This window comes from Lactobacillus sp. ESL0791 (assembly GCF_029433255.1).
Taxonomy (GTDB): Bacteria; Bacillota; Bacilli; order Lactobacillales; family Lactobacillaceae; genus Lactobacillus.
The window spans coordinates 1,869,754-1,883,003 of the sequence record NZ_JAQTHU010000001.1 but is presented as its reverse complement, the minus strand read 5'-3'; the positions used below and the strand labels follow the sequence as shown (position 1 = coordinate 1,883,003).

The 13,250-nt window shown below is 35.3% G+C and carries 12 protein-coding genes; 10 read left to right on the top strand and 2 right to left on the bottom strand.

Annotated elements, in window-relative coordinates:
• Positions 1–1,908 (bottom strand): PTS mannitol transporter subunit IICBA, encoded by a 1,908-nt coding sequence (locus PT285_RS09110; RefSeq protein WP_277149873.1) that lies wholly within the window; start codon positions 1,906–1,908, stop codon positions 1–3.
• Positions 1,909–1,918: 10 nt separating this feature from the next.
• Entirely contained in the window at positions 1,919–2,722 is an 804-nt protein-coding gene (locus PT285_RS09105) for a sorbitol-6-phosphate dehydrogenase subunit (RefSeq protein ID WP_277150676.1), read from the bottom strand.
• A gap of 191 nt (positions 2,723–2,913) precedes the next feature.
• Between PT285_RS09105 and PT285_RS09100 the strand changes: the two genes are divergently transcribed.
• From PT285_RS09100 to PT285_RS09055, 10 genes are all read left to right on the top strand, one after another.
• The gene (locus tag PT285_RS09100) at positions 2,914–3,720 is read left to right on the top strand and encodes a Cof-type HAD-IIB family hydrolase (RefSeq protein WP_277149872.1); all 807 of its coding nucleotides are present in this window, start codon (positions 2,914–2,916) and stop codon (positions 3,718–3,720) included.
• A gap of 121 nt (positions 3,721–3,841) precedes the next feature.
• A complete protein-coding gene (locus tag PT285_RS09095) occupies positions 3,842–4,594 on the top strand; it encodes a DeoR/GlpR family DNA-binding transcription regulator (RefSeq protein WP_277149870.1) in 753 nt (250 codons plus the stop codon).
• Positions 4,595–4,677: 83 nt separating this feature from the next.
• The gene (gene rpoN, locus PT285_RS09090) at positions 4,678–5,943 is read left to right on the top strand and encodes an RNA polymerase factor sigma-54 (RefSeq protein WP_277149868.1); all 1,266 of its coding nucleotides are present in this window, start codon (positions 4,678–4,680) and stop codon (positions 5,941–5,943) included.
• 216 nt (positions 5,944–6,159) lie between these two features.
• Positions 6,160–6,465 carry a PTS sugar transporter subunit IIB gene (locus tag PT285_RS09085; RefSeq protein ID WP_277149866.1) on the top strand — a complete coding sequence of 102 codons (306 nt, stop codon included), beginning with the start codon at positions 6,160–6,162 and terminating at the stop codon, positions 6,463–6,465.
• Positions 6,466–6,483: 18 nt separating this feature from the next.
• The gene (locus tag PT285_RS09080) at positions 6,484–7,716 is read left to right on the top strand and encodes a PTS sugar transporter subunit IIC (protein WP_277149864.1); all 1,233 of its coding nucleotides are present in this window, start codon (positions 6,484–6,486) and stop codon (positions 7,714–7,716) included.
• An 18-nt stretch (positions 7,717–7,734) separates the two neighbouring features.
• Positions 7,735–8,070, top strand: coding sequence for a PTS lactose/cellobiose transporter subunit IIA (locus PT285_RS09075; protein ID WP_277149862.1), 336 nt, complete (start codon positions 7,735–7,737; stop codon positions 8,068–8,070).
• A gap of 24 nt (positions 8,071–8,094) precedes the next feature.
• Positions 8,095–9,552: a glycoside hydrolase family 1 protein gene (locus tag PT285_RS09070; RefSeq protein WP_277150675.1), complete on the top strand. Its 1,458-nt coding sequence runs from the start codon at positions 8,095–8,097 to the stop codon at positions 9,550–9,552.
• Positions 9,553–9,572: 20 nt separating this feature from the next.
• Positions 9,573–11,444 (top strand): PTS sugar transporter subunit IIA, encoded by a 1,872-nt coding sequence (locus tag PT285_RS09065; RefSeq protein ID WP_277149861.1) that lies wholly within the window; start codon positions 9,573–9,575, stop codon positions 11,442–11,444.
• A 198-nt stretch (positions 11,445–11,642) separates the two neighbouring features.
• A complete protein-coding gene (locus PT285_RS09060; protein ID WP_277149859.1) occupies positions 11,643–12,308 on the top strand; it encodes a type 1 glutamine amidotransferase in 666 nt (221 codons plus the stop codon).
• A 253-nt stretch (positions 12,309–12,561) separates the two neighbouring features.
• The gene (locus PT285_RS09055; RefSeq protein WP_277149857.1) at positions 12,562–13,179 is read left to right on the top strand and encodes an ECF transporter S component; all 618 of its coding nucleotides are present in this window, start codon (positions 12,562–12,564) and stop codon (positions 13,177–13,179) included.
• Positions 13,180–13,250 lie beyond the last annotated feature (71 nt).

Genomic DNA, 13,250 nt, shown 5'->3' with positions numbered 1-13,250 from the left:
TTATTTCTTGTTAAATAATTCTAAAATTTCGTGAGCACTTTTGGCAGTTCTTACTTTTTCAACATTCTTTTCATCTATGAGAGTTGAAGAAACAGTACTTAAAATATCTAAATGAGTATTATTTTTACCTGCAACTCCGACAAAGACGTAAGCTATTTCATTTTCTGAAAATGGAACTCCATTAGGAACTTGAACGATAGAAATTCCAGATTTTATAATGGCTCCGCGATCGTCTTCCAAACCATGTGGAACAGCAACATGGTTGCCAACATATACAGGCAAATCATTGTTTCTCTGTATCATTTGGTCAATATAATCTGGTGTAACGTAGCCATTGTCAACTAATATTTTTCCTGTTGCTTTAATAGCATCGTTTACACTGTTAAATTTTTGATTTAGTAATATATTATTTTCATTTAACAGTGATTTATCAATTATGGATTGATGAGCTTCTGTCTTTAAATCTTTTTCTTGTTTATTCCTTGATTGAACAAATTCAATTACGTCATTGTAATTGCTTTCTTCTAAGAAATTATTTATTGGAATAAAAGCTGTATTTTTGCTTTGGCTGCTTGCTTTGGCACGTTCAATTAATGGCTCAAGGGTTACAACTATATCTGCATCTTTTGGAATATTGTTAGCTGATGAATTAAGAACAGTTATATTGGCAAAACCATTTTTCCTGAGTAAGCCTTTTAAAACTGAAGCACCCATGGCACTAGAACCCATTCCTGAATCACATGCAACGATAATATTCTTAACTGGATTTTTCAGCATTTGTAGGTCTTTGGTGGAACTTAAATCAAAACTGCTAACTGTTTTAACTTTTTTATCGCCTACAGAAAGATCTAAAGTTGGGTCTATATCTTCGGTTGGTGGAAATACTTTTAATAGAAAAGATCCAATCGCTAAAGCTACTAGAAATCCTGCAACAATAGAAATAAAATTGCCTAAGATCGCGTCTTTCGGTGTCATTAACGCTATATTAATTAAACTGCCTGGTGATGCCACACCGATTAAGCCACCACCAAGTAAAACTTGCAAATATAGGGATACTGCTAAGCCACCCATGGTTGCAAAAATCATGATCGGATTACCTAAGACAAATGGAAAGTAAACTTCCCCAATACCGGCAATTCCCGCAATAAACATGGCCGTTGGAGCCGTATTTTTAGCTTTTCCTTTACCGAAAATAGCGATAGATAACAGTGTTCCAAGTAATGGGCCACAGTTGCTGTCTACTAGAAACATAATTGATTTCCCAGCATGTGCAGCTTGGGCAAAACCAATTGGGGCTAAAATACCATGATTAACTACATTGTTTAAAAATAGCACTTGGGCAGGAGCCATAAAGACAGCCAGTAATGGAATAACCTCATGTTTAGTTGCCCAGTTAACGCCACTGGTAATAATAGCGATTAAGGCTCTAATTATAGGTCCTATAGCTAAAAAGGCTAAAATGCAAAAAAATGCACCAATGATTCCTAAACTGAAGTTGTTTACGAACATTTCAAAGCCCGGTTTAATTTTTCCTTCGACTGCATTATCGAACTTTTTTAATACCCAAGCAGCGAGAGGTCCCATAATCATTGCACCACTAATCATAGTAACTTGGGAACCTACAATAACCCCCATACTTGCAAATAATCCAATGACTCCACCTCTTTGACCGTGAATATTATATCCGGCGGTATACCCTATCAGCAATGGAAAAACATAATTTAAAATTGGTGCAACTAGTTGATTTAATTGTGCATTTGGCATCCATCCGTGAGGGATGAATAGAGCTGCCATTAATCCCCAGCCGACAAAAGCCCCTAGATTAGGCATAACCATCGCACTCATAATTCCACCAAAATGTCTTATTTTTGTGAGAACTGGAGAGTTGTTAAAATCACTTTTTGCCATAATATTTCTCCTATCTGGTAGATTTTGCTCCTGTAATATTGATTGTTGTTCCAGAAATATATGATGCATGATCTGAAGCTAAATAAGAAATTAAATCAGCTATTTCCTGTAATTTTCCAGGTCTGCCTAAAGGAATTACAGCTTTATAATTATCACTTATATTGTTAGCGTCCATCCCTCTGGTGTACGCTAAGGCTTTAAATGCTGCATCATTATTCATAGGAGTTCTTTCATTAATACCAGGCGCAATACCAACGACTCTGATATTAAATTGCCCTAATTCTTTTGCCCAAGCTTTTGTGTATACAGAAACGGCTGCTTTGTTCCCTGAATAGCAACTTTGTCCTTTTGAACCCTCGAGACCGGCTTCTGAAGACATATTTATAATGACACCAGATTTTTGACTAATCATTAATCTAGCAACTGCCTGTGAGCAAAATACGACTCCTTTTTGATTTACGTTGGTCATAAAATCAAAATCTTCTTCACTTAGTTCGTATTCTGGCTTTTTGCCATAATAGTCGACTAACATTCTTGGTCTACTTACGCCAGCGTTGTTTACTAAAACGTCAATCCTTCCGTACTTATTTTTAATTTCGGTGATAGCTTTTACAATGGAAGATTTCTTTGAGACATCACATTGCATAGCTTCAATGTTAGTTTTGTTTTCATATTTTGAAGTTTTTACAATATCAAGTGAAATTACTTTTGCACCATTAGCTGATAAATTCTGTACTATATTTTCACCAATTCCCATACTTCCGCCAGTAACTACCGCTACTTTGTTTGATAAATCTAACCATTTTTTACTAATTTCCATTGTGCCATTCTCCTTTATAAAAAAAACATAGACAATAGATAGCGCTTTCAAAAAGTCTACAGTGAAAATTATAGATTAGCTTCGTGCAAAAATCAATAAAATTTTGCACGAATTATGCTTTTTTTTTGCACTTATGCTAAGATTAGACTGTACGCTTAAATTTGAACTACAAGAAAGGAACTAAAATGATAAAAACTATAGCTTTAGATTTGGATAATACTCTACTAAATTCGGATAAAAAAATTTCTTTATTAAATGAAAAGGTTCTTAAGCAGTTACACAGGTTAAGTAAAAAAATAGTTTTATGTACGGGGAGACCATTACCAGCAATTCAACATTTAATCAAACAACTTGAACTGACTGATCTTGAAGATTATTCAATTACGTTTAACGGGGGATTGGTTCAAAACAACACCACTAAAAAAGTCTTAGCACAATCAACACTTTCTAAGGATCAAATAAAATTTTTGTATGATGATGCTAAAAATAGAAATTATCCATTAGATGTTTTAGGAATAAATCAAGTTTATTCGTTAATTGAACTTGGAAAATCAGATTATCAGGAATTTATGGGCAATATGATGACTTTTCGAAATATCCCTTTTTCTGAACTTCCTGGAAATATCTCTTTTGGAAAAGCTGTGTGTTCTTCTTCTGACAGTGTGATTAAAAGAATTCGTAAGGATTTTCCATTGAATGTGACCTCTAATTTTCATATAGTACCTTCTAGAAAGGGATTGTTAGAATTTATTCCATTGAATGTTAATAAAGCTACAGGAATTGAAAAGTTACTTTCACATTTCTCACAGTCATGGGATAATGTGATGGCTTTTGGCGATGAAGAGAATGATCTCGAACTTTTAGCTAATGCTGGACTTAGTGTAGCTATGGGAAATGCAATTCCTAAGGTGAAAAAGATTGCTGACTTTACCACGCTTGACAATGATTCTGACGGGGTGGCGGTTTACTTAAAACACTATTTCGGTCTTTAAGCCTGATTTCTATCATTTGTGATATTTTTTTCAAATTAAGTCTATGATTTAAAAATATGATAAAATTAAAAAGTGTATGAATGATTTGATTTACTGTTAGAGTTATATTTTAGGAAGAACTATGCTTAAACGAGAAAGACAAAAGGCAATTCTAGAACTGTTAGACAAAGAAAGACAAGTGTCATCTTCAGAATTAATTAAAAAATTTAAATGCTCAGAAGATACCATCAGAAGAGATTTACGTGAATTAGATCAACAGGGATTGCTAAAAAGAATATATAACGGAGCTATTCGAATAGGACCGCCAATTACTACGTTTGAGCAAAGACTGTCAGTTAATGTTGATGCCAAAAAGAAAATTGCCCAAAAAACACTACAGTTCTTAAAAGAGGATAGCTTAATACTAATTGATGGGGGAACCACTAATTATTATTTAGCACAAGAAATACCAGATAATTTTTCAGCAACAGTAATTACAAATTCCCCGTACATAACTATTCAATTGTTGAAAAAAAAATATTTAAACATTATTACTCTTGGAGGAATTTTTGCTAAGAGAGCAGCAATAAGCTTAGGCGTAGAAACTGTGGATGCATTGTCAACATTTCGCATAGATACTTATATTATGGGAATTCATAATTTTCATCCTGAAGTTGGGGTGACTATGCATAGCCAGCAAGAAGCTTTAATTAAAAGTAAAATGGTGAAATCTGCTGAAGAAGTAATAGCTCCAGCAACGAGTGACAAACTTGGGGTATATAGCAGTTTTATATGCTGTAAAGCCACACAAGTTGACCAATTAGTTACAGATTCAAAAGATATAAAATTACTTAAAAAATTTAAAAAGAAAAATGTTAGTATTGAGTACGTATAGAAATTTAATTGCTGTGGTCAGAATAACCTGCAATATAAATTTTAAGTTCAGAGTTAAATGCTAATATAGGGAGCGAAAAGTCGATGGTGCAATTGCAAAAAATGGCGTTAAAACCCAAGGAACAATTAGTCACGCGGCTTTTTTTGTCGCCAAAATTAAAACAAAGTTTAAATGTTTTATCGTATAGCACGCACGATTTAATCAATGTGGTCAAAGATCTGGCAGAAACTAATCCCTTTGTTTCTGTCAAAACGCCTAAAAATGAGCTGCAGAATTTAGATTGGATTGGTGACCAAGGAAGTGAGTCGCTGGTTGATCACCTGCTGTCCCAAGTTAGGTTAAATTCGTGGACCGGCAAGCAGAAAAAGGCAGTAACTTTTTTGGTTTATAACTTGGATCAAGACGGCTATTTGCGGGCGGATTTGCCAGTCCTGGCAACGCAAACGGAATTGCTGCTTACGGACTTGCTAAAAGCAAAAAAATTGCTGCAAAGCCTTGAACCGTGTGGAATTGGCGGAAAGAATCTGGACGAGTGCTTGTTTATTCAAGCCAAGCAGAAAAATAAATTTGACGAAACTGCACTGACACTTTTAAAAAATAATCAATTAGAACTGTTAGCACAGCCTGAACTTTGGGGAGAGAGCGGATATTCGACCGCAGAATTGCAGGCAGCACTGAGTGCAATTCAAACGTTAAATCCGACGCCAGCAAGCGAATTCAGCAGTGAGCAGACACAGTATTTGCTGCCCGATCTGATTTACCGAATTGAAGACCAGCGCTTATCCGTTGAAACAGCGCAGGCACAAATCCCGGAATTGGTTTTTGATGAAAAAACATTTGCCGACCTCAAGGGACAAAGCAGCAATGAACAAAAAGAATACTTTTTAAAGCAAAAACGCCAATATACCGAATTAAAAGATGAAATTGCCCAGCGGCAAAAAACAATGCTGCGCCTGGGTAAATACTTGGGTGAATATCAGCATGACTTTCTGTTTTCACTGCAAAAAGAAAAAATTAAGGCAATCGGTCTTAAAGAGGCTTCCCAGGCCTTGAATCTGGCACCGAGTACGATTAGCCGGGCCATTAAAGATAAGTATATTCAGTGTCAAAATAAGATTTTTAGTATGAAAATCCTTTTTTCACGGCAGGTGGTGCAGAACATTTCACAGGAAAAGATTGAAGCTGAATTAACGAAGATGATTGTCCGAGAAGATGCTGCTGCTCCTTTGAGCGACCAAGAGCTTGTGCAGAAATTTGCCGAAACTGGGGTGAATTTGAGCAGAAGGGTTGTGACTAAATATCGTAAAAAACTCGGTATTGCCAATAGTTATGCAAGGAAAAAAACTTAATTAGAAATTAGTGCTTCCATTACCATTTTATTTGTATAGCCTGACTTCATTGAAAAATGACAGCAGGCTTTTTGCTTACATCAGATTATTCTAATACAGGTATTTAATAAATCATTTCCCCCTCTGGGTGCAAATGATTATTTTAGTGAAAGCGATATTTCTGAGATCATAAACTTGTAAAAAATAATCCTATTTTTTGTTAAGGAGAAATTTAAAATGTCAAAAAATATTTTGTTGATTTGTGGCTCTGGAGCTTCGTCAGGTTTTATGGCAGCGAATATGCGTAAAGCCGCAAAAAAGAGTGGTTTGGATTATAAGATAAAGGCTAAAAGTGAAGCAGAACTTGCTGACTATGCTAATGATATTGATGCATTGATGGTAGGACCGCACTTAAAGGCAGAATTCGATGCTATTAAAGATCGAGTTCCAAGTAATGTCAAAGTTATTTTAATGAAGCCAGATTATTATTCTATTTTAGATGGTCAAGGTGCCATTGATCATTTGAAATCGGAATTAGGCTAATTTGCTTGGAGGTTAAGAATGAATAGCTTTATAAATGTTTTGAATACAAAGTTTGCGCCTAAGGCACAAAAGGTAGCTAATAACCAATGGATTGTAACTATTAAAAATTCTATTCTGGAAGTTTTACCATTTATTTTTGTTGGCTCATTGATTACTTTACTTGAAATTCCGAGTAATTTTTGGAAGTGGTGGCCGGATCTTTCACCAATAAGCAGTTTTACTTTTGGTTTGGTATCAATTTTTATTGCTTTTTTGGTTCCATTTAATTTTATGGAATTTAAAAAGATTAATAAACAGAGAATAATCGCCGGCTTGTCTTCAATTGCGTTGTTTTTAATGTTGGCAAATCCTTCGTGGGATAAGACAGGCTCTGTAATTTCATATCAGTTTTCTGAATTGGGTGCAGGTGGTATGTTTGTTGCCTTAATTGTGGGTGTTTATGCTGCTTTAATCATGGAACTTTTTGGTAAGTTTAGCTTCTTTAGTGAAGATACATCTTTACCAGATTTTGTAACCTCATGGTTTGATTCTATGTTGCCAATCGCGCTTGTGATTGCAACTGGTTGGATTTTGACTTACATTCTTCATTTTGATTTTTATCAATTAATAATTAATATTTTTTCACCATTAACAAAATTCTTGGATACCTGGTGGGGCTTTACATTATTTCTGTTTTTCACGTGCTTCATATATTCAATGGGAATATCAGGCTGGGTATTAGCAGCAGTTGATCAACCTGTGATGTTTGCAGGAATTGCTGCCAATGCTAAAGCAGTAGCGGCTGGTCACGCAGCTACGCATATTTTTACAAGTGAAATAATCTATAGCTTTCCGTGGATTGGTGGCGTTGGTTGTACAATGCCGTTAGTTTTGCTGATGCTGTTTTTGGCAAAATCCAAAAGACTAAAAGCTTTAGGGAAAGCATGTATTTTACCTTCAATTTTTAATATTAATGAACCCGTTGTATTCGGGACAATAGTTTGGAATCCATATTTAATGCTTCCGTTATGGATTAATGGCATTGTTTTACCGTTGATTACTGCCTTTTGGTTCAAAGCTGGTTTATCACCAATTCCGCATGCATTGATGCAGATGTGGTACATTCCGTTTCCATTTGTTTCTTGGATTGTCAGTCCAGCCGTGAGTGCACTTTTGTTGGCTTTAATACTATTTTTAGTAGGTGGTTTAATTTATTATCCATTCTTTAAAGTATACGATAAAAGTTTAATGGACCAAGAAAAAGCAGATTAGTTTTAGATAGGAAAAGTTATGAGTGATAAAAGTATTTCAGACCAGGCAATAAAACAAACGATGGATATTATTTTAAATGCAGGTGATGCAAGAGAGATGATATCTTCAGCACTAGATGAAGTGGCAGACTACAATTATGAGAAGGCTCATCAAGACATGGAAGAGGCTAATAAAAAATTGGTGGTTGCTCATAGGCTGCAGACTGCAAAAATTCAAGAAGAAGCTGAAGGCAAACCTGTTGAATATTCCGTTTTGTTTACACATGCTCAAGATACTTTGATGACGATTAATAGCGAATACAATATCGTAAATCATTTGATCAAAGTTTTTGAAAAACGTGATAAAAATAAATAAGGAGCTGCCAAGACGATGATAAAGATGAAAAATAATAAATTTCCTTATTTTCAAGAAGGTTTTTTATGGGGCGGAGCCCAAGCGGCCAGTCAAGCAGACGGCGCGTTTGATGAAGATGGTAAAGGCTTAAATTCATCAGATGTTCAACCGTATCTTAATGGGCTGTCAAATGCGCAAATTCAAAAGCTTGAAGAACAAGGAATGACAATTAAACAAGTTAAGGAAAATTGCAACGACCAAAAGCATTACTATCCTAAGCGGTACGGAATTGATTTTTATCATACTTATAAAAGCGATTTAAAACTTTTGGCTGATGCGGGCTTTAAAACATTTAGAACTTCATTAGATTGGTCAAGGATATTTCCAAATGGTGATGATGAAACACCAAATGAAACTGCTTTGAAACATTATTCTGATATGATTGATTGCATGGTGGAATTAGGCATTGAACCAATCATTACAATGAATCACTATGAAACGCCTATTAACATTACTTTGAAATACGGAGGTTGGCCAAATAAAAAAGTTATCCCAATGTTTGAAAAATTCGGTAAAACTTTACTGGATTATTTCGGTGACAGGGTTAAATATTGGATTGTTGTCAATCAAATTAATATGGTTCAAATCGAACCTTGGCTTTCGGTGGGTGTGGCTGCTGATCAATATCAAAACACACAGCAGGCACTTTACCAGGCAATGCATAACCAGGTGGTTGCTGCAGCATGGTTAAAAAACTATGCTCGTTCACTTAATAATCCTAATCTTCATATTGGAACGATGGTTGCGGATGGAACGGTTTATCCCGCAAGTAGTAAACCAGATGATATAGTTCTGGCAATGCAACAAAATCGAATGCAATATTTTGTAACGGATTTGCAGTTTAGAGGCAAGTATCCGCAGTTCGCGCTGAATTATTTTAAAGATAACGGTATAAATCTGGATATAAATGATGATGAACTAAAGCTGATTGAACAAAATCCAATGGACTTTTTAGCAATATCATATTATTACTCAAAAATGGTTGATTCCAAAGTAAATAAAATGCAGCCAGCAGATACTATTCAAAATCCTAATTTAAAGCAAAGTGATTGGGGCTGGGCAGTAGATCCGCAAGGTCTTTATAATAGCTTATCCCAGTATTATGACAGGTATCAGAAACCGATAATTATTGCTGAAAATGGTTTTGGTGCATATGACAAATTGGAAGAAGATAATTCCGTTCATGATAACTATCGGTCAGATTATTTAGGAGCACACATTGAGCAGATTGGTCGCGCTATTAATGATGGGGTTAAAGTAATTGCATACTGTGCCTGGGGCCCGATTGATATTGTCTCTTGTTCATCGCAGCAAATGTCTAAGAGGTACGGCTTTATTTATGTAGATAAGGACGACAATGGCAAAGGAACAGGAAATAGATATCTGAAAGATAGTTATTATTGGTATAAAAATGTGATTGAGTCTAATGGTGCCAAAATTTAAATAAAAGAAATGAGCATGATATGGTTAAGAAAGATGCCCTTCTTGAATATTTACGAAAATATCCAGGGTGGCACACATCGCAAGAACTAGCTGTAATGTTAGGAGTATCTAACCGAACCGTAAAAACTTATGTCCAACAGCTTAAGCAAGAAGGATGTGAAATTGTATCTGGGACAAAAGGATATAGCTTGCATAACACTGATATGTTACATGATCACGAAAAAAATTGTGTTCCAAGAACAAGTAAGGAAAGGGTAAATTTTATTATTAACTTTTTTGTCAAAAATTCTTCCGCAGTTAATTTATATGATCTGTCTGAAAAGCTTTTTGTAAGTGAATCAGCGATTTTACAGGACTTTAAAAAAGTTCAATCTAAAATTAAGCCTTTTGGGCTTGAACTACAGCGAAATGGTGATTTTTGGTCACTAGTAGGCAATGAAAGTCAAAAACGTCATTTGTTAAGCTCATTAATTTATAGTGAAAGTGCAGGCTCGTTTAATAACCAAGATATCATCCAAAAAAATTTTCCGCAGATAGACGTTGATAAATTAAAAAAAATAATTTTAGAAGAAAGCTCAAAAGAGAATATATATTTAAATACTTTTGACGTGAACAATATATTACTTCACTTTGTTATTGCGATTGACCGGATAAACCAAGGACATGAAATTAATAATGGCAGTGTTGATTTTGATTTTAAGAACAATAAATTGGGGTTGCAGATAGTTGACAGGGTAGCTGATGAATTCAATATTCAATTTTCGGTATTAGATCGGTACGAATTGGCACTAATTATTCAAGGCGCTTTAAATAATAAAGCTGATTTTGCAGAAAATATTTCATCAGAAACAAGAGCCTTAGTAATGGATTTAATTGATTATGTCTGGAAAAATTATGAAATTAACCTTGATATTGCTTCTTTTAAGAAATTCTTTTCGATGCATTTGGATAGGCTGATTACTAGATCTAGGCAGCAAAAAAGCAATTATAATCCTATTGCTAAAAATATTAAGTTCTATTCGCCGACAATTTATGAATGTGCAGTAATTATTGCGCATAGAATTACTACGAAAGCTAAAATTAGGATTGACGATAACGAAATAGCTTATATTGCCATGCATGTTGGAAATGCGATTGCTGAGCAAATTTCTGATCGTCAAAAATTAGCAGTAGCAATTATGATACCCAAGTATTATAACAATGCAGCTGTTTTATCCAATAAGTTGCAAGGGTTAGAAGCATCGTATATTAATATCAAGGATATTATTTATGATCCTAATCAAATCAAGAAGTTAGGGAATAAAATTGATTTACTTATCTCAGTTGATTCAGATTATGTTGATTCGAAAATTAGTACGGTGTCAATTTCACAATTTTTGTTGGCAAATGACATTCAGGCTTTAAACGTTGCGATTACAACCAAACAGCATCAAATAAAGAAAGATCATTTTCAAGAAAAATTACTTCGCTTTTTTGACAGCAAAAATTTTGTTGTAAGCGATGATCTTAAAACAATTGATCAAGTTTTTGAATTAGTAACTAATAATTTTGTTCAGCAAGGAGTTGTTGATGAGAGCTTTATTAATTTGCTATTTCAGCGTGAGTCAATGTCATCAACTGCATTTGGCAGGGTTGCAATTCCGCATTCCTTAAACATGAGTGCGAAGAAAAGCAGCGGATTTATAATAATTAATTCGCATGGCATTAAGTGGAGTGGGGGCAATGAAGTCTTTTTAATTATTGCTTTGGCAATTGATCCAAATAATAAGCAACTATTTCGTGAAGTATTTGATGAATTATCAAATGTTGTCACGGATATTAATAACGTAACTAAATTAATAAATTGTAAAAACTATAGTGAATTCATAGTGAAATTGGTAGATTTACTGTAGTCAAATTAAGGAACTAGGCTTTTTTCAGCCTAGTTTTTAATTTGTGTTAAATAGCCAGTATTCAATTTTTAGTTAAAAAGCATAGTAATTCTTCAAATGAATCTGCTGGATTAGTTTACTAAACATAAATATGATTGTTAGATCAAAAAAATCATCCTTTCTTTTGCTATAATCTAACTAATTGAAAGGAGAACAGCAATGCGGATAAACATTTTACAACACACGCCTAATGAGGGGCCGGGGTCAATTATTGATTGGGCGGACAGCTGCGGCCATGAAGTGTATACATATCATCCCTACCGGTTTGGCTACCTGCCAACAGCTGCCCAAACCGACATGTTGGTTATTTTGGGCGGGCCAATGAGTCCCAATGATGATCTGCCATGGATTAAGCAGGAGCGAGAGCTGATCAAACAGCTGCTTGCAGAAGATAAACCCATGTTTGGGGCCTGTTTTGGTGCGCAGCAAATCGCTAAAGTGCTGGGAGCAGCAATTACAAAGTCTCCGGTTAAAGAAGTGGGTTGGGCCCCAGTTTACTTGCAGACCGGCACCATTCCTGCTTTACCGAAAAAATTACTGGCACTCCATTGGCATGAAGAAATGTTTGATATTCCTGCGGGAGCAGAACTGCTTTTTTCAAGTACTGGCTTAAAAAATCAAGGCTTTGTCTTAAAGCATCGCGTAATTGGCTTGCAATTCCATTTTGAGCCTAAGCCAAATAATGTGCGTGAGATGGTTGTTAATGATTTTCCGTATATTGAAGGCTCAATTCTGGGTCAGAACGCCGCGCAAATTTTAGCGCAAAAGGTACCGGAAACCAATAAACAGGTGATGTTTCAACTGTTAGATTACATTAATGCCTGAGTAGCAAAAAATGCTTGGCTAAACTAGCTTGCTTAAGTCTAACAAAGCGTTAGCTATCTTACTGGATCAGATTAAACAGATTGCCTTTTTGGCTGATAATGTGCCCTTTGAATTTTCACAGACACGCAGCCGTTATGATCAATACAAATTAATTCTTAATCAAGTTTGACAGCAAGTGGCGAAAAACGGAATTTGCCGATACTGGTTATTAGTAATATAATTTTTGGTGATTGTATTTTTTAAGGAGATTACTATGCATCAAAAACAGACAAGAAAGTTAGCGATCACGGCACTTTTTGTTGCTATCTTTTTATTGCAGACCTTTATTCCCAATATTGGCTATATTCGAATTTTTCCGGCACTGCCTGCGATTACAACCGTTCCGCTGACGGTAGCTATTTACGCAATTTTGCTGGGACCAAAATCAGGCGCTGTTTTTGGCCTTTTTTGGGGCTTGGTCAGATTGTTTCAAGCATATACGCAACCGGGAGATGTTGTCAGTCTGCTGCTCTTTCAGAATGTTTTTATTGCGGTTGTACCCAGCGTATTAGCAGGTCTGTTTCCCGGTTTAGTTGCCCAATTTTTCAAAGATAAGTCCGAAAAAATGCAGGAAATAGGCTATGTTTTGGCGGGAGTAATTACCTCACTGACCAATACTGCCTTTGTTATTTTATTAACGTCTTTGCTTTTTATGAATCAGACGGCATTTTTTGCTAGTCACATGGGTCATTTTAGTTCAAATACACCGTTAATTTGGATTTTGCTCACAGCGTTAGGCTTTAATGGCTTAGTTGAGGCAATTTTTACCGCAATCGTAACGCCGATTATTGCTACACCGCTGCAGAAGATAATGCACAGAATACATTTTTAATGAAAAAATTTGAAATTAAAAACAACGTTGGGTTAATCGCCTAGCGTTATTTTTGTCTAGAAAAGCGCTAT

Excerpts from the sequence above, each read along its gene's own strand:
- PT285_RS09080 (WP_277149864.1), top strand. The coding sequence starts at position 6,484 with ATGAATAGCTTTATAAATGTTTTGAATACAAAGTTTGCGCCTAAGGCA.
- PT285_RS09095 (WP_277149870.1), top strand. The coding sequence starts at position 3,842 with ATGCTTAAACGAGAAAGACAAAAGGCAATTCTAGAACTGTTAGACAAA.
- PT285_RS09110 (WP_277149873.1), bottom strand. The coding sequence starts at position 1,908 with ATGGCAAAAAGTGATTTTAACAACTCTCCAGTTCTCACAAAAATAAGA.
- PT285_RS09075 (WP_277149862.1), top strand. The coding sequence starts at position 7,735 with ATGAGTGATAAAAGTATTTCAGACCAGGCAATAAAACAAACGATGGAT.
- PT285_RS09100 (WP_277149872.1), top strand. The coding sequence starts at position 2,914 with ATGATAAAAACTATAGCTTTAGATTTGGATAATACTCTACTAAATTCG.
- PT285_RS09085 (WP_277149866.1), top strand. The coding sequence starts at position 6,160 with ATGTCAAAAAATATTTTGTTGATTTGTGGCTCTGGAGCTTCGTCAGGT.
- rpoN (WP_277149868.1), top strand. The coding sequence starts at position 4,678 with ATGGTGCAATTGCAAAAAATGGCGTTAAAACCCAAGGAACAATTAGTC.
- PT285_RS09055 (WP_277149857.1), top strand. The coding sequence starts at position 12,562 with ATGCATCAAAAACAGACAAGAAAGTTAGCGATCACGGCACTTTTTGTT.
- PT285_RS09060 (WP_277149859.1), top strand. The coding sequence starts at position 11,643 with ATGCGGATAAACATTTTACAACACACGCCTAATGAGGGGCCGGGGTCA.
- PT285_RS09065 (WP_277149861.1), top strand. The coding sequence starts at position 9,573 with ATGGTTAAGAAAGATGCCCTTCTTGAATATTTACGAAAATATCCAGGG.
- PT285_RS09070 (WP_277150675.1), top strand. The coding sequence starts at position 8,095 with ATGAAAAATAATAAATTTCCTTATTTTCAAGAAGGTTTTTTATGGGGC.